Genomic DNA, 16,897 nt, shown 5'->3' on the forward strand with positions numbered 1-16,897 from the left:
GGTCGTGAAAACGAACGTATGAAGAAGCAATCGGGTGACTGCAGGGCGCGCCAAGAGTAGGGCAAACCCGCGCGCCCGGCAATGGAGCCCGGAACATGCAAGGAGTTGATGATGTGGGATGATCGCTATTCAACGGAGGAATTCGCCTACGGTACCGAGCCGAACGACTTCCTGCGCGAGGCCGTGGCCACCCTGCCGCCCGGCGATGCGCTGTGCCTGGGCGAGGGCGAGGGACGTAACGCGGTGTATCTGGCCGAACAGGGCTTCGACGTGACCGCGGTCGACAGCTCCCTGGTGGGCCTGCGCAAGGCCGAACGGCTGGCGGCCGAGCGCGGGGTGAGTATCCGGACCGAGGTCGCCGATCTGGCTGACTACCGCATTGATCCGGAAAGCTGGGATGTGATCGTGTCGATCTTCTGTCACGTGCCACCGGAGATCCGTCGCCGTGTGCATGCCGATGTCGTACAGGGGCTGCGCCCCGGCGGGACTTTCATCCTCGAGGCGTATACGCCGGCGCAGCTGGCGCACGGCACCGGTGGTCCGCCGGTGGAAGAATTGATGATGGACCTGAACGCGCTCAGCGAGGAGCTCGATGGCCTCGAGTTCGATTACGCCCACGAGCTGGAGCGCGAGGTGATCGAAGGGGTTTACCACACCGGTCGCGGCGCGGTGGTGCAGGTCGTCGGCCGGCGTCCGTCCTGAGCGGGCTGCCCGCGGGTATTACAGCAGGCTCTCCACCGGGAACAGGATGGTGAGATCCGAAAGGATCTGACGCATGTGGCCGGCCTTGGGATCGCGCCGCCACGTGCGGCCCTGGTCGTCGCTCCAGATCAGGTTGTCCTCGGCGTCCAGCTCGACCCGGTAGGCGAACTCGGGCTGGATAATCCGCTCGTGCAGGTCCACGACCTGGCCGACCAGCGCCGGTTCGCGCAGGAACACCCCGGATTCGGTATTGCTGTAGGCCGAACGTGGATCGAGGTTGTAGGAGCCCACGAACGCCTCGTGGCCGTCCATCACGAACGCCTTGGTGTGCAGGCTGGTCTGCGAAGAGCCCAGGCCCCAGCGCCTGGCCCGTTCCTCGCCGTTGGGAAGGGCGGTGGGGCGCAGCTCGTGCAGCTCCACGCCGCCCTGCAGCAGGGTCGGTCGGCGGCGGGAATATCCGCTGTGGGTGAACACCACATCATTGGAGGCCAGCGAATTGGTCAGCACGCTGACCCGAACGCCACGCTCCGCCATCTCGATCAGTTCCCGGGTGCCCCGCCGCTGCGGCACGAAATAGGGCGTGATGATGCGCAGCTCGTTGCGTACCCCGGAAAAGCGGGCCCGCAGCGCCGGGGTGACCCCGCCATCCCGTTCGGGATCGAAACCCGCGGTGTCCAGCGCCTTGGCGGGCGGGTCCGCCACGAAGTCCGCCGCCGCAGTCCAGACATAGGCTTCATCGTCATCGATATGTCCGGGGGGCAGGCGCCCGGCCGGGGCCTTCTGCAGCAGCGGGTGGTCGTTCTGTGTCGACAGCCATTCCTGCAGGGCCTCGCGATGCTCCTGCAGCCGGGGCGGATCCGGGAGACGCGAGACCACACGCTGGATGCCGATGGCACCCTGGCTGTTCCAGAAATCGTGGAAGGAGGCCTCCACCTCGGCGGCCATTGGCCCGACGATCGCCACGTCCAGATCCGCGAAATTGTATTCCGGACTGGCCTCGAAGTACTCGTCGCCGATGTTGCGCCCGCCGATGATCGCCAGGTGGCCGTCGACCACCCAGGCCTTGTTGTGCATGCGTCGGTTGAGCTGAACGCCCCGGGTCAGGAATTCCAGCCCCTTGCCGAGCATCCCGTGACGGGTGCGGAAGGGATTGAACAGGCGGATGTCGATGTTGGGGTGCTGATCGACGGCGGCGAGGATGTCGTCGCGGCCGCGGGCATCGATGTCGTCCAGCAGTACCGAGACGTTGACCCCGCGGTCGGCCGCGCGCAGCAGCTCGCCGAGAAGGGCCCGGCCGGCGGCATCGTTGCGCCAGATGTAGTACTGAATGCTCAGCCGATCTTCCGCCTTGCGCGCGCTGAAGGCCCGCCACTGAAAGGCCTCGACGCCGTCATCGAGCAGACGGAATCCGGATTCCCCCGGGGATGCGTCCACCCGGGGCGTGATCCATTCGGCGAGGGGGCCTTCGTCGGCCGGTGCGGCGGGCGGATTCGCGGGGCGGTCGTCGCGCGGTTCCAGCGACGCACAGCCGGAGGCCAGCAACAGCACCGCAAGCCCCGTTACCAACGCCCTGAGCCTGGACTCCATGTCTGACCGCCCCGATCTCCGGCAGCCCGACCCGATGTACGGGTTCCGGGCGAAAAAAAGGCGAGCCGGACCAGGTCGGGCTCGCCTTTCACAAATCTGGTAGGCGCGAGTGGACTCGAACCACCGACCCCCACCATGTCAAGGTGGTGCTCTAACCAACTGAGCTACGCGCCTGTCGTGTCCGAGACGCGTATTCTACAGCGTCTTTCGGGTGTGTCAAAGGATGCTGTAAGTGTCGGATTTGTTGAGCCATTTCGAAGGGCGTTCTGGCTATTGTGGCACATGTCGCGTTGATCATGGACTGCCCGGTTCCGTACCGGCCATCGCTGGTTATGCTGCCTGGGCCTTGTGTGGGCCTTACATGTGCCTGAATCGAACGAGGTTGGGGCGATCCGGTGCCAACGCGAGCGTGTACATTGATCAGTGTTTCCTTAAATTCGCAGAGTAACTGCATAGCCTGAAACCCGGGGCTCGCAATGTCATCCGGTTTCCAACCGGATGGGCAGACGGGCGATGACGGCGCTGCGCTGCGTGTAGCGATCGCCAAAGGACTCGCCCCGATCTCATTCGTTCTGCGTATCCTCCAACGGATCGCCGCCCAGGTAATCGCGCAGAGCTTCGTACTGGTAAAGCGCCGCAAGCATCTGCACGAACTCGCTTTCCCGCAGCAGGACCACGCGCGAGCCGTCCGCGATGCGGACGAACTCCGGGTGCAGGGTGAGCCCATCTCCCGGTTCCTGCGTATCGGGCGTCTTGGTCTTCTCGGGGGCCATATGCCGTTTCTCAGTCTGCGGGGGCCTCCGGTTCATCCGGACCGGCCGGGGTGTCGTCCGTTTCCAGACGGTTGCGGCCATGGGCCTTCGCTCTGGAAAGGGCAGCGTCGGCGCGGCGCAGGGCCTCTTCGAACCCCTCTCCGTGGTCCACAGAAGCCGTCCCCGCCGAAACGGTCAGGGTTTGGGCGATGGAGGTGTCGGCGACAGCAATGGACCGGGTTTGCGCCACGACTCTTTTCCCCAGGCTGGCCGCGCCGGAAAGGTCGGTGTCCGGCAGCAGGATCACGAACTCTTCGCCTCCAATCCGCCCCAGACGGTCGCTGGTGCGCAGCAATTCGGCGCAGGCCTGCGTGAAGCACCGCAGTGCTTCATCCCCCCGCGCATGGCCGAAACGGGTGTTGATGCTCTTGAAGTGGTCGATGTCCAGGATGAGAAGCGACAGCGGGTGCCCGTAGCGGCGGGCGCACTCGACTTCCGAGTGGGCCCGTTCGAACAGAGCTCGGCGGTTGGCGATCCCGGTCAGCGGATCGGTCTCTGCCGCCTGGCGCCAGTACTGCTCGAGCTGTTTGCGCGGCGTGATGTTGACCGCGACCCACAGGACCACGGGCTTGGGATGATCGTAACCGGGCAGGGGCAGGACACGGCCTTCAAAACACTGTTCGATCCCATCCTGCGTGGCTTCACGAGCCGTGGGCGTGAGAACGGCCACATCGTCGACGCGGAGCTGGTACTCCAGGGTCTGCATGTCGCCGGTCCGCAGGGCGGTTCGGATCGCCTCGAGACATGCTTCGGCGACGGTCGGGGGCAGCGCTTCGGCGACGCTGTGCCCCTCCAGTCCCTTGCCGCTCACGTACATGGCTTCGTTCGCCCCGCCGATGACCCGAACGTACAGCCCGTCCTCGTCGATCACGAACGAGATGTCGGGCAAGGCCTTGAGCAGGGTGAGGAGCTGATCGCGCTCGGTCTTCAGGCGCTGGATCAAACGATCCGGGTTCGATCGCGAGATGTCGTCCATGTGTTCTCTCCATATCCACGGGCCGTCAGGCCCCGATCCGTTCGAGGGGGTGTGGGCTCAGGCGAAGCCCGCCGCGCGGCGTCCGGCCCCGGGCTTGATGCGCTGCTCCGCCGCCAGGGCCTCGGCCAGGGCCTCCTGGGTCAGGTCGCCGGTACCCTGCCGGCGGGTATGCGCTCGCACGACCGTCGCGAAATCGCCGGGTGTGAGGTCATCGAGCCTTTGGACGGTTGCGCGGGCGGATTCCGTGGCGCAGCCATCGCTGGCATCGACCGGTTGAAGCCGTTCCACCAGTCGCTCGAACAGCCGTACCCGCTGCTCCATGGTCAGCGGACGCAGGTTCAGTTTGTGGTCGAACCGCCGCAGGGCGGCCGGATCCAGCGCTTCGAGGAAATTCGTGGCGCACACCAGGATCCCGCTGAACGCCTCGATCTGGACCAGCAGTTCGTTGGTGCGGGTCGTCTCCCAGGAGTGGCGAGCGCCGGAACGGTCGGTCAGGAAACTGTCAGCTTCGTCTAGCAGCAACACCGCGCCTTCCCGTCGCGCCTCGCGAAAGGCCCGTGCGAGGTTCTTCTCGGTCTGGCCCACGTAGGGGGAGATGAGCTCGGAGCCGGTCCGCTTGCGCAGGGGGCGGTCCGCCCGCCGTGCCAGGTGATGGGCCAGCGCGGTCTTGCCGGTCCCCGGAGGACCGTGAGCCAGCAGGGAACCGGACCCCGCGACGACCAGATCCTCCAGGACCGAATCCACGTCCCCTTCCGTGTTGAGGTTCTCGAGACCGTATTCCAGCGCGGCGTTCGCCCGGGGCATCGCAAGCGGGGGCCGCCCCTGGAGCTCGGCCTGCTCGGACAGATGGTCGGTGATGACGGATTCCGCCGATTCGCCATGGGCGGCCTGATCCAGCAGGCGTGCGACCCGCGCGGAGCGCTGGATCTCGGCCGGGGTGAGGCCCTCGATGCCAGCCATGTGGTCCAGCCATTCGTCACTGACCTCCAGCCCCTCGCAGGCGCGCGCCATCAGGGCGCGGCGGACGGAGCGCGGAGGATGACCGACCTCCAGGGTGAAATCGAAGCGCCGCAGATAGGCCGGATCCAGTTGCTCCGGGTGGTTCGTGATCCAGATCGCCGGGACCGGGTTATCCTCGAGCATCTGGTTGGTCCAGGCCTTGCCGCCGGTACGCGGTCCCCGCCGGGTGTTGCCGAACAGGGCGGCTAGCGGATCCTGCCCGAACACGTCTTCGATCTCGTCGAAGGCGACAAGGGAGCGGGAAGCCCGCCTCAGGAGATACTGGCAGAGCTGATAGGCCCGCTGCCGGTGCGGCGCGTCCATCGGTGTGCCATCGGGGGTCTCGTGATTGACCTCGCGGCCTTCCAGCCCGAGCTCCTGTGCGAGGCGCCGCACGAGCTGCGTCTTTCCGGTGCCGGGTGGCCCGTAGAGCAGGATATTGACCCCCGGAACGTTCTGCGAAGCGGCCTGGCCGAGCAGGGCCCGCAGCCGTGCCAGCGGCTGCTCCAGGTGGGCCAGGGCCATCTGATCCCCCTCCGGCTCGGGCATCGGGCGGAAAAACGCGCTGAAGACCGGCTCGGCCGACTCCATCCGACCGACCAGTTCCGACGCCAGATCGCCGAGCAGGTCGAAACCGAGCTGGTTCGACATCAGCATGCCGCGACCCTCGGTTTCGACGAGGCCGGAACGCACCAGCGTGTTGCGGGGCGACAGGGTTTCCCGGACCTCACGAAGCGAACGGGCCAGGGCGACCGCCACGATTTCCTCCGCGGTCAGGTCCACCGCGTCGCGCACGCTGGAAAGCAACGAGGCGAAAGGATGATGTGAGGCATTCAGTGCCAGGATCTGCAGGACCTCGCGTTCGCATTCCGAAAGGCCCAGGGGCTCCCCGAAAAGACGGACGTTGCGGGCGATTGGGTGATCCCGCTGCAACGGGCCGGCCTGCTGTTCGACGGCGTCGGCCCGCTCGATGACCGCCTCCACCCGTTCCGTGTCGTCCCAGACGTCTCCGTCGTGGTCCACGCCCAGCGCCTGAAGCATGTCGTCATCCAGCGAACGCAGGAGCGTCCCGGTCAGGTCCATGGTCAGGGCATGGCGCAGGACACGCAGGGCCCAGAGGGCCCGGATGCCTCCAAGGTTGCCGGGCAACTCCCCCCGGCGGGCGGAGCGGAAAGACTTGCGTGAGCGGCGGCGTTTGCTGACGGGCATGGCCTGGACTCCTCGACGAATGGAGCTCCAGCCTTGCACAGCCAGGCGACGGTTTTTGACGTGTGCTCGTTGCGCGGCTCCCGTACTGCCGCCAAGCCTTGCCCATGTTCCGGGCATAACGGACGATGGTTACTCCGCAACATGAGGAGGGCGCTGGTGCCAGGAGCGGCGGGATGACGGGGGTACGCCCGAACACCATGCGATCGGCGCTGCTGATTCTAGCGGCTGCAGGCGTGCTCGGGGGGAGCGTTCAGCTCCTCCCGATCCTGCCATGCTGGCTGGCGATCCTGCCGATGGCCGTGGTGGCCGGCGTGATTGGGCATGGGCTGTTCGAGTTCCGAAAGACGCGCCGGCGGGCCTGGGCGCGGCAGTATCTGCGAGAGGATGGAGCCCTCGCCCGGTGGGTTCGGCCCGGGTTGCTGATGCGCCTGGTCAGTGCCGGGGTTGGATTTTTCCTCGCGATTCTGTTGCTGGTCCAGCTTCATCGCTGGGCGAGCCCTCAATGGGTCCTTCTTGCGCTCAATATCCCGGTGTTCCTGTTTCTGGCCGTACGGGCCCGGCGATGGCTGGAGCCGGAGGTTCTTCCCCAATGGCTCGAGCCACTCTCGAGGGTTCTGGCCGTGCGTCTGAACGTCGCGATCCTGACGCCTTTCCTCGTGATTCTGGATCTCATTGCCGAGCAGACGTACTACCGCAGCGAGCCATACGAACGCGTTCTGGAAACGGTGGCGACTTCGCCCGGATGGAACTGTCATCTACTGGACCCCGTCCTGCGGGCCATGGTCTACGTTACGGAACTGAGCTACTGGGCCATGCAGAACCTGGTGGGAAGCGTCGAGACCGGCGGGCCATGGGTGCTGGTGGCCTGGATCCTGGTTTTTCTGGCCAGCCTGGGTGCGGCCTGGGCGTGGTCGCGGCTGTTGATGGGACTGTGTTACTTCGCAAAAGGCAGGTAGACCATGGATGAGCGGGAATGGGACGAAGGCGGCGAGACGGGGGAGCATGACTCCGCCGGGGCCGAAACCGAGTCGGAATCCCCCGAGGAACCGACGGCGTCGGCGGAGGACGATGCTCGAAGCCGGAAAATCAGTCTTGTCCTGGGGGCCTTCTTCGCGGTGATCGCCGTTGGTTTTCTGGCCCTCGTGGTGCCGGGCATCGACAAGGCCCTGGAATCGAAGACCCTGACGGTGGTCGTCGGTGGGGCGGCCTGGGAAATCGAAGGCGAAGAAGGGGTCGATCGGGTGCGCGCGAACGCGGGCGCGAGCCTCGAGTCCGAGCAGGCCCGGATTCGACGGGGCCTGCAGCACGAGTACCACACCGGCGTGGACTGGGCCTTCGAGGCCGCGATCGATCAGGTTCCGGCGTTCGTTGATGAATACCACTCGTTCGGCGGCTGGGCCACACGAATGTCGCTGCCTTTCTTTGGTGATCTCGACGAGTATCTGGATGAACAGGCCCGGACCTTGTTGGAGGAAGAATCCCGGATCCAGGAACACCTGGATCGGGCGGACCGGCACCTCCGGGAACAGGTGCTGCCCGCAGAAATCGCGAAATCGGGAGCACGCCTGACGCACCACCTTGCGGACGTACTGGATCGGGAACCGTCAGCCACCCGCGTCGATGAACAGGTCGAAGCGGACGTTGAGCTGTCGGGACTGTCGGCGCAGCTTGAGCAGTGGGTCAGTGAGGACCTCGAACGGCTTTCGCAGAGCGGTGCTTGGGTAGCTGGTAAAACCTTAGTAGCCACGTCCGCTGTGGGTGCCCTGCCCCTGAGCCGGCGCGTGCTGCAGCGTTCCGCGACGGTACAGGCTTCGCGTGCCGGCGGCATCAAGGCGGCTGCACGTTGGATGAGAGCCCCGGCTGCGCGCATTGTCGCGCAAACGGGCGCGGCGACCCTTGCCACTGTCAAAACCGGGCCGATGGCGGGTGTAGTGGGGGGTACGGTCTTCGTGCTCGCGACCGGCGCCGAGGGTGTCCAGGTATACCGGCAGGAGCAGGTGAGGGCCGCGGAACTCACGCAGGAACTGGAATGGGCGTTGCTCGCGGAACGGGAGGCCGTGAAATGCCGGGCGAACGAGTCACTGGATGGATATCTGGATGCCGTTCTCGATGCATGGGGCGAGCAGGTGGGGGAGCATTCGCAGGTATCGACGGACACCGCTTCATTCCGGATATTCGGTGGAACGTGACGGGGTTTGCCGTCCGCACGGTCGGCAGGCAGCATCTCGGTAAAGGGGAGCTCGGAATGGAGCAGTCGACGACCCGGGCGACGCGAATGGACGTCTGAATGGCGGAGGCTGTAGCTTGATCAGACCCATGGGAAGGGGGACGTGATGGATTATCCGAGGGCCTGTCTTGCCCGCCTGCCCGGCGTCGGACTGTCAGGCTCCAACGTGAGCCGGCATACACACGGGCAGGGGATAGAGGGGAGATGACCCAGGGCAACGGAATGCGCGCGACGCTGCAGAGGCGGATGCTGCTGCTGGGCATGCTCCCGCGACAGCCCCGCCGGGTGAGTGCGCCGGAACTGGTTGAACGCCTGCAGGCGCGGGGACTGGATACGACCCTGCGGACCATCGAACGGGATCTCGAAGCGCTGTCGGCATTCCTGCCGCTGGGGCGCGACGAGCGGGACCGTCCGTACGGCTGGTACTGGCTGGCCGACGCCCCGCTGCAGGATGTGCCCGCGCTCGACCCCGAGACGGCGCTCACCCTGCAGATCCTGGATGCTCACGCATCACGCCTGCTGCCCCCGTCCGCCCGGGAACGGCTGGAACCGCAGGTCGCGCGGGCGCGGGAGGTGCTGGAGGCTACGGGGCAGTCGTCCGGCCTGAGTCTGTGGCCCGAGCGGGTGCGCATTCTCCCCAACGGGCCGCCACTGGATCCGCCGGCGATCCCGGAAGGCGTGTTCGCGACCGTGCAGCAGGGCCTGCTGGAACGCCGGTGCCTCGATATCACCTACCGCTCGCGCTCGAAGAATCGGATCCGAGACCACCGCATCCACCCCCTGGCGCTGGTGTTCCGCGAGCCCGTCACCTACCTGCTGGCCACCATCGCACCGCACCAGGACGTGCTGCATCTGGCCGTGCACCGGGTCGAGGCCGCGGCCCTGACGGAGATGCCGGCGCGCGATCCGGACGCCGGCTTCGCCCTCGACCAGCTCATCCAGGAGGGCGCATTCGATTACCCCGAGGGCGAAACCATTCGCATCGAACTCCGGGTGAACCCCGCGCTGGCGTACCACCTGCACGAGGCCTGCCTGTCCGACGACCAGATCATCGAGCCTGAAGCGGACAGCGAGCGCTCTCGCGTCACTGCAACCGTACGTGACACCGCGCACCTGAAGTGGTGGCTGCTGGGCCTGGGTGCGGGGGTGGAAGTGCTGGGACCGGTTCACCTGCGCGAGGCGATCGCGAAGGAGCTGAACGATGCAGTGGGCCAATATCGCGGCACGCGCTTCTGAACTCATCCCTTTGGTCCACCGAACAGACCCCTGGTCGTCCGGGCGACGAGTATTGTCGCCCGGACGATTCACCATGCGATGCACCACGACCTCGGAAAAGGACTTATATGAAGCAAAAAACGAAAAGGCATCTGCTCACCATCGGGCTGCTATCGCCGATGCTTGTTCTGGCTCTGGGCAGTTACGACGAGGAAGGCGCCTCACGTGAGGTTGCGGAGATGGAGGTCGAACACCGTGTTTCGGCGCAGCAGCTTTTTTCGGAGTATGACGCCAATGAGGTGAGGGCAGGTCAGACCTACGAGGATACAGTCGTGGCCGTGACAGGCACCGTCGACAATATCGGCCGGGATATCGCGGATACCCCCTACATCACGTTCGGAACGGACAACCCGATCGTGGGGATCCAGTGCATGCTTGCGGAGTCGGATGCGGGTCTGGCGGCCAGCGTGGATTCCGGCGATCGAATAACCCTCAAGGGGCGGGTCAGTGGAAAACTCGGCAATGTGGTCATCCGCGGCTGTCAGGCGGAGTGACGAGCCGGGGAACACGGTGCCCGTCCTGCTGGGGCTGGTGCCGCTGCTTCCGGGCGCCTTGATCTATATCGGGTTCCGGCCGGAGACGCTGATCTTCGTGTCCTGGCTGGAATCGGCCGGGCTGGGAGAGCTTTACCGCTTCCTCCGGGCGTTGCTCGGTCCGGCGGCGGGTCTCATGCCGGACTGGGCCATCTACAACCTGCCGAACGGGCTGTGGGCGTTCGCCGTGTTCGCGGTGATTGCCGTCATCTGGCCACTCCGTAGCCTTGCGGGTGGCTTCTACCTCTCGATCGGCATTCTGCTGACTTGGGGCCTCGAAGTGCTGCAGCGGTTCGGCCTGATGCCCGGAACGTTCGATCCCGGCGATCTGGCAATGATGGCGTTGCTCGGGGGCGCCGGTCTCCTCACAGGGGTTGTGCTGAGGACGCGCCGGGCCCCGGAATAGCGCCCGCAAAGGTCGCGAGCGGTCTGGATTTGCTGGACAATAACGAAAATCCCATGACCTTCCTCCGGAAGTGACATCGCGAGCAGGAGAGCAGCAGTTGAACACGGAGAACCATTCGGAGACGGCGGCATGGATCTGGTCGGTGGCGGATCTGCTGCGGGGGGGACTTCCGACAATCTCAATATGGACGCATCATCCTGCCGTTCACGCTCCTGCGGCGACTGGAGTGCGTGCTGGAACCGACCCGGGAGACGGTGCTCTCGGCCGCCCGGGAGCACGCGCAAAAGCCCGACGCGGTGCGGGAGAAGCTGCTGCTGCGCGCATCGGAGCAGCCGTTTTTCAACACCTCGCCGCTGTCGCTGGTCAGCCTGTCGGATACGCAGACGGCCGAGGACCTGATGAGCTACATCCAGTCCTTCAGCAAGGATGCCCGCGAGATCTTCGATCACTTCCACTTCGAGGACTTTGTCGAGCAGCTCTCCGCCCACAATCTGCTGTACCAGGTGGTGCAGCGCTTCGCCGCCATCGACCTGCGCCCGGCGCGCATCTCCAACTTCGGCATGGGCCTGGTGTTCGAGGAGTTGATCCGCAAGTTCGCGGAGAGCTCCAACGACACCGCCGGGGAGCATTTCACCCCGCGCGACGTGGTGCACCTGACCACCTCCCTGGTCCTCACCGGGCAGGACCACAAGCTCAAGCCGCACGGCATCGTTACCGTGTATGACCCGACAGCTGGCACCGGCGGGTTCCTGTCCGAGAGCGAGGAGTACGTCCAGCAGATCAGCCAGGACGTGACCGTATCCCTGCACGGGCAGGAGCTGAACCCCGAGTCCTACGCCATCTGCAAGGCGGACATGCTCATCAAAGGCCAGGACGTCGAGAACATCAAGCTCGGCAACACCCTCGCCGACGACCAGCACGCGGAGGAGCACTTCGATTACATGCTCGCCAATCCACCCTTTGGCGTGGAGTGGAAGAAGGTCCAGAAGCAGGTCGCCGACGAGCACAACCACAAGGGCTTCAACGGCCGCTTCGGCCCCGGCCTGCCGCGCGTGTCCGACGGCTCGCTGCTGTTCCTGCTGCACCTGGTCAGCAAGATGCGTGACCCGCGCAAGGGCGGCTCGCGGATCGGCATCATCCTCAACGGCTCGCCGCTGTTCACCGGCGGGGCCGGCAGCGGCGAGTCCGAGATCCGGCGCTACCTGCTGCAGCACGACATGGTGGAGGCCATCATCGGCCTGCCCACCGACATGTTCTACAACACCGGCATCGCCACCTACATCTGGGTGCTGAACAACAACAAGCCGGCGGAACGCCGCGGCCGGGTGCAGCTCATCGACGCGACCGACCGCTACGCCAAGATGCGCAAGTCGCTGGGCTCCAAGCGCCAGTACATCGACGACGCCAACATCGACGCCATCGTGCGCACCTACGGCAGCCTGGAGGAGAGCGACAAGAGCAAGTTCTTCCCAATCGAGTCCTTCGGCTATCGCCGCATCACCGTCGAGCGCCCGCTGCGTCTGAACTTCCAGGCCAGCCCCGAGCGTATCCAGCGCATGCTGGCCGAGAAGCCGATCCAGAAGCTCGACGAGACCACCCGTCTCGGCGTGCAGGCCGCCTGCGAGCGGCTGGACGCCGAGCGCATCTACATCAACCGCGAGGCCTTCCTGAAAGACCTGAAGGCCGAGCTGAAGGATCTCGGCATCAAGCTGGGCGCCCCGGCCCTCAAGTCCATCTGGAGCGCACTGAGCGAGCGCGACCCCGAAGCGGACATCTGCACCGACAACAAGGGCAACCTGGAGTCCGACAGCGACCTGCGCGACACCGAGAACGTCCCGCTGGGCGAGGACGTGTTCGAGTACTTCGAGCGCGAGGTGAAACCGCACGTGCCGGACGCCTGGATCGACGAGGACAAACGCGACGAGCAGGACGGCGACATCGGCATCGTCGGCTTCGAGATCCCGTTCAACCGCCACTTCTACGTGTTCCAGCCCCCGCGCCCGCTGGAGGAGATCGACGCCGACCTGAAGGCCGTCACCACCCGCATCAAGCAGATGATCGAGGAGCTGTCGGCGTGAGCTTCCCGAAGTATCCCGAGTACAAGGACTCCGGCGTCCAGTGGCTGGGTAAGGTGCCGTCGCATTGGAGCACGCGCCCATTATGGACATTGTTTCGGCGGATCAAACGATCCGGTTTTATGAACGAGACCCTTCTGTCTGTTTACCGAGACTACGGGGTTATACCTAAGTCTTCTAGAGCCGATAATTTCAATAAACCCTCCGAGGATCTTGCTCCTTATCAGTTGGTTGAGGTGGGCGACTTAGCCATCAATAAAATGAAGGCTTGGCAGGGTTCGGTGGCAATTTCCAACTACCGGGGGATTGTTAGTCCTGCATATTTCGTTTACGCAAATGAGAACGAAGAAGACGCTCGATATCTTCACTACCTGTTCAGGTGTAACGAATACACTCATGGATATCTTTCAAGGTCGAAGGGCATTCGCGTGAACCAGTGGGATCTGGAGCCACAGGAGCATTCGCGCATGGAGGTGCTATTGCCTCCACGAGCTGAGCAGGTGCAGATTGCGACGTTCCTCAACCACGAAACCGGGAAGATCGATGCGCTGATCGAGGAGCAGCGGCGGCTGATCGAGCTGCTGAAGGAGAAGCGGCAGGCGGTGATCTCCCACGCCGTCACCAAGGGCCTCGACCCCAACGTTCCCATGAAGGACTCCGGCGTCGAGTGGCTCGGCGAGGTGCCGGCGCATTGGGATGTTGTACCACTGAGACGGGCTGTCGAGTGGATTCAGACGGGTGGTACGCCTTCCCAAGACTCATTCGAGGAGGAGCCGAAAAATGGCATACCGTGGTTCACTCCAGGGGATTTTGGTGATGATCTGAGCCTGCATAGCGCTAGAAAGAGCGTTTCGCATGAATCAATTGTGGGTGGCGAGTCGAAAGTTTTCCCGATCCTCTCTGTTCTGGTTGTTGGTATCGGTGCCACTCTTGGAAAAGTGGCTATTAGTGAAATCGAATTTTCGGCAAACCAGCAGATAAATGTAGTTATCCCCAGCCCTCATGTTTCGGGTCGGTTCCTGGCCTATTCCTTATCCGTGAAGTCAGAACCGATGAAGCTGCTATCAAACGCATCGACGATCGGCATAATCAATCAGCAAAAGACCAAAGAAATATGGGTGTGCATTCCCCCGACAGGAGAGCAAGAGGAGATCGAACGCGACCTTCGAAGGATTACTAGTCAAATTGACGCCTTATTATCTGGAGCATATGAAGCGATAGAGCTTCTTGAAGAGCGCCGCAGCGCTCTGATTTCCGCCGCCGTCACCGGCAAGATCGACGTTCGCGGCTGGTCGGCTGGGGCCAAGGCGGAAGCACCGGGGCTGGCAATGGTCGCCGAGGACCGAGCCGAGTATTCGGCGCAAGGCGGTGGGGCATGAGCCAGGGCCGTAGCATCCGGCTGTTCCTGGTCGATGGCACCCCGCACGGGCTGCTGACGGCGGAGATCATGAACTGGACCGGCCATGTGCTGACCGGGCCGCGCGGCAAGCTGAGCGAGCTGGTGCAGCGGCCGGAATGCGGGCGCACCGGCGTCTACTTTCTGGTGGGGCCGGATGCGGAGAACAGCGTGCGCCCGCAGGTGTACATCGGCGAGTCGGATGATGTCGGCAAACGGCTGAAGCAGCACAACCGCACCGAGGATCAGGGTGGCAAGGACTTCTGGGAGAAGGTCTGCCTGATCACCAGCAAGGACCAGAACCTGACCAAGGCCCACGTGAAGGTCCTGGAGAGCCTGCTGATCCAGCAGGCCCAACGCGTGGGTCGCTGCACCCTGACCAACGGCACCCGTCACGACTACATCGGCCTTCCCGAGGCCGACCAGGCCGACATGGCCTTCTTCCTCGAACAAATCCGGACCGTGTTGCCGGTGCTGGGCTTCGAGTTCCTGCGCGACGCCAGCCGGCCCCCATCCAGGGAAGTGGCAGCCAACGTCACCCCTGCCCCCACTTCAGACGATGCCTCACCCCGCTTCCGCATGGTGCTGCCCAAGAACGGCATCACCGCCCACGGGCAGGAGATGGACGGCGAGTTCTTCGTCCTGGAAGGATCACAGGCTCGCGAGGCGTGGGTGGGGCCGACGCCCCACGGCTATCAGCGCTTGTTCGAGCAACTGGTGGAGGAAGGCGTACTCGTACCGGATGGCAACGGCCCCATGCGGTTTTCACGCGACTACGCATTTTCCAGCCCCAGTGCCGCCGCTGCTATGGTGGTCGGAAGAACCGCAAATGGCCGCAAGGAATGGCAACGCGAGGACACCGGCCAATCCTACGGCGAATGGCAGGAACAACTGGTCGCCGAAGCGGCGGATACTTTAACCGAAGGACTCTAATTGGACACGTGTTGGAGAACGCCTCGCGTCGGATGTGAAAAGTACTCCCAGCGTCCGAGAGTAAAACGCTGGTTATTTGGATCCGCACAATCGGTCTTAATTAGGGCTAGGAAAACAGGACGAACCTATGAGCTCGGGTGAAGTTATAGAGAAATTTCTCGATGGAATGGGGCATGCCATGCATGCGCGAAGAACTCTTCTCGTGAGTGCCGCTTCTCCGCCAACTCTAGGACTTTCGCTCTCGAAAAAGATCGTCGAAGGCTCTGATTGGTCCGAGGCAATAGACCCGGATGAATGTTACGACTACATTGTCCTTGATCTTCCGTTCGGAATGGGAAAAAGCTCTCTCGGACCCGCTCATCCGTCGGTTAAAGTCCGGAAAAACTGGCTCGACCTCTACGCGGCACTCGATTTCCTAGAGGCGTCGGGAATCTGCCTGGCTATGATTGAGCCTCCAGCGTTTGGTTTAGCGGAAGGTCCTCGTTTTTTAGAAATTCTCGAACATCAGGGTTTCTATATAAATGGCGTTTTTAATACGCCGCCAGGGCTGCTCAAAACAACAAGCGTTAGGCCGGTTATCGTTGCCATCAGCCGAGAAGCTCGAAAAGGGCTTTTTGTTGCTGAGCTTGAGGATAAAGAGCAAGCGACTAAGGTTGCGAGCGCTTTTGTCGAAGATCAACATACCGGATCGTTTGCGGAGGGTGTCCATCTAGAAAATAAAGTGTTTGATGGGTTTGAAAGCGTAAAGGCGAGGGTTCAGATTGAGCGGCTTTTGACTCAGTACAAGGAATATAGGACCGAAAAGCTCGGGGACATCGCTAAAACACTCAACACCGTCAAGAGTGGCGAGTCTCTTCGGGATATGGATAATGCCATTTACATTCAAGTGGTGGGAAGTCCAAGAGTTACGGATGAACTTTCGGAAGTTAGTGTAAAACACCATAACGTGGTCCAGATTGTCCTTCCGGATTCGGTTAAGAGCAAGTATTTATCCGCATTTTTCCGGTCTGAGTTAGGGCTGCTTGTTCTTCGTTCTTTGAAGCGCGGGGCCATTATCCAGAGGATTAATAAATCTGACGTTGCTCAGGCCACAATCGCCATTCCTAAATTGGCGGAGCAGGAAGATATAGTTTGGGCGCACGAAAAGCTCGATTCGTTGTTGATAGAGATTGATAAATTTAAGAAAGAGCTTGCAGTTAACCCAAAGAATGCGGCCGTTGTGACCGAACAAGTAGATGGAATGTTGGAATTAATTGGTGGACTTACAGATTCCGATAGAATTAAAACTTAGTTCGTGAGGGTGAGTCTGCAACAGTTGAGTTTAAGGAAAGTCTTTCGTTGGATGTTCGAAAGGGTTCGCGCGAGAAATACATTGAAGTTTCTGCGTTCAAGACAATTGCCGCTTTCCTTAACACCAAAGGCGGAGTATTGCTTGTTGGGGTGGACGACTCGGGTTTCGTTCGCGGAGTGGACGCTGAGGTGACCAAGCTATTTAAGGGAAGTTTGGATAAATTTATGCTTCATTTTAAGAATGGGCTGAGAGACAGGATTGGGGAACAATTTTATCCGACGATTGATCAGAGAATAGTTCGTGTCGATGATAAGTCGGTTCTGGTTGTGGATTGCACCGCAGCTTCGATCCCTTGTTACTTAGACGGCAATGACTTCTACGTGCGTACGAATCCGGCGACGGATAAGCTGGAAGGGCCGAAGCTTGTTGAGTATGTGAAGGGTCACTTTGGGTAGAATAAAAGGAAACCAATTAAC

The 16,897-nt window shown here is 62.7% G+C and carries 13 protein-coding genes, 1 tRNA gene and 2 pseudogenes; 11 read left to right on the top strand and 5 right to left on the bottom strand.

Annotated elements, in window-relative coordinates; genetic code table 11:
• Window positions 1–111: 111 nt before the first annotated feature.
• A complete protein-coding gene (locus D577_RS0100655) occupies window positions 112–702 on the top strand; it encodes a cyclopropane-fatty-acyl-phospholipid synthase family protein (RefSeq protein ID WP_018945677.1) in 591 nt (196 codons plus the stop codon).
• An 18-nt stretch (window positions 703–720) separates the two neighbouring features.
• On the opposite strand, the gene D577_RS0100660 is transcribed toward D577_RS0100655, so the two are convergent.
• The 5 genes from D577_RS0100660 to D577_RS0100680 form a co-directional block, all read right to left on the bottom strand.
• Window positions 721–2,250, bottom strand: coding sequence for a phospholipase D family protein (locus D577_RS0100660; protein WP_018945678.1), 1,530 nt, complete (start codon window positions 2,248–2,250; stop codon window positions 721–723).
• 136 nt (window positions 2,251–2,386) lie between these two features.
• Window positions 2,387–2,463: transfer RNA gene (locus D577_RS0100665), tRNA-Val, on the bottom strand.
• A 389-nt stretch (window positions 2,464–2,852) separates the two neighbouring features.
• Window positions 2,853–3,062: a hypothetical protein gene (locus D577_RS0100670; RefSeq protein ID WP_018945679.1), complete on the bottom strand. Its 210-nt coding sequence runs from the start codon at window positions 3,060–3,062 to the stop codon at window positions 2,853–2,855.
• Window positions 3,063–3,072: 10 nt separating this feature from the next.
• On the bottom strand, window positions 3,073–4,077 hold the full coding sequence (locus D577_RS0100675; RefSeq protein WP_018945680.1) for a sensor domain-containing diguanylate cyclase: 1,005 nt from the start codon (window positions 4,075–4,077) through the stop codon (window positions 3,073–3,075).
• A gap of 57 nt (window positions 4,078–4,134) precedes the next feature.
• On the bottom strand, window positions 4,135–6,285 hold the full coding sequence (locus tag D577_RS0100680) for an ATP-binding protein (RefSeq protein WP_018945681.1): 2,151 nt from the start codon (window positions 6,283–6,285) through the stop codon (window positions 4,135–4,137).
• A gap of 173 nt (window positions 6,286–6,458) precedes the next feature.
• On the opposite strand from D577_RS0100680, the gene D577_RS0100685 reads away from it, so the two are divergent.
• From D577_RS0100685 to D577_RS13865, 10 genes and pseudogenes are all read left to right on the top strand, one after another.
• Window positions 6,459–7,241 carry a hypothetical protein gene (locus tag D577_RS0100685; RefSeq protein WP_018945682.1) on the top strand — a complete coding sequence of 261 codons (783 nt, stop codon included), beginning with the start codon at window positions 6,459–6,461 and terminating at the stop codon, window positions 7,239–7,241.
• A gap of 3 nt (window positions 7,242–7,244) precedes the next feature.
• Window positions 7,245–8,474, top strand: coding sequence for a hypothetical protein (locus D577_RS0100690; protein ID WP_018945683.1), 1,230 nt, complete (start codon window positions 7,245–7,247; stop codon window positions 8,472–8,474).
• Between the two features lie 242 nt (window positions 8,475–8,716).
• Window positions 8,717–9,748 (top strand): YafY family protein, encoded by a 1,032-nt coding sequence (locus D577_RS0100700; protein ID WP_018945685.1) that lies wholly within the window; start codon window positions 8,717–8,719, stop codon window positions 9,746–9,748.
• A gap of 107 nt (window positions 9,749–9,855) precedes the next feature.
• Window positions 9,856–10,281, top strand: coding sequence for a hypothetical protein (locus D577_RS0100705; RefSeq protein WP_018945686.1), 426 nt, complete (start codon window positions 9,856–9,858; stop codon window positions 10,279–10,281).
• A gap of 16 nt (window positions 10,282–10,297) precedes the next feature.
• Window positions 10,298–10,726 (top strand): hypothetical protein, encoded by a 429-nt coding sequence (locus D577_RS0100710; protein WP_244263416.1) that lies wholly within the window; start codon window positions 10,298–10,300, stop codon window positions 10,724–10,726.
• 97 nt (window positions 10,727–10,823) lie between these two features.
• A pseudogene (locus D577_RS0100715) lies at window positions 10,824–12,804 on the top strand (N-6 DNA methylase).
• Window positions 12,801–14,180, top strand: a complete 1,380-nt coding sequence (locus D577_RS0100720) for a restriction endonuclease subunit S (protein WP_208854532.1) — start codon at window positions 12,801–12,803, stop codon at window positions 14,178–14,180. Before D577_RS0100715 ends, D577_RS0100720 begins: the two are co-directional and overlap by 4 nt.
• Entirely contained in the window at window positions 14,177–15,130 is a 954-nt protein-coding gene (locus D577_RS0100725; RefSeq protein ID WP_018945690.1) for a GIY-YIG nuclease family protein, read from the top strand. Before D577_RS0100720 ends, D577_RS0100725 begins: the two co-directional genes overlap by 4 nt.
• A gap of 127 nt (window positions 15,131–15,257) precedes the next feature.
• Window positions 15,258–16,421: a hypothetical protein gene (locus tag D577_RS14210; protein WP_155985553.1), complete on the top strand. Its 1,164-nt coding sequence runs from the start codon at window positions 15,258–15,260 to the stop codon at window positions 16,419–16,421.
• A gap of 23 nt (window positions 16,422–16,444) precedes the next feature.
• Window positions 16,445–16,876, top strand: a pseudogene (locus D577_RS13865) (helix-turn-helix domain-containing protein); the annotation flags it as partial.
• Window positions 16,877–16,897: the final 21 nt, after the last annotated feature.

Source organism: Thioalkalivibrio sp. AKL17 (genome assembly GCF_000377885.1).
Taxonomy (GTDB): Bacteria; Pseudomonadota; Gammaproteobacteria; order Ectothiorhodospirales; family Ectothiorhodospiraceae; genus Thioalkalivibrio; species Thioalkalivibrio halophilus.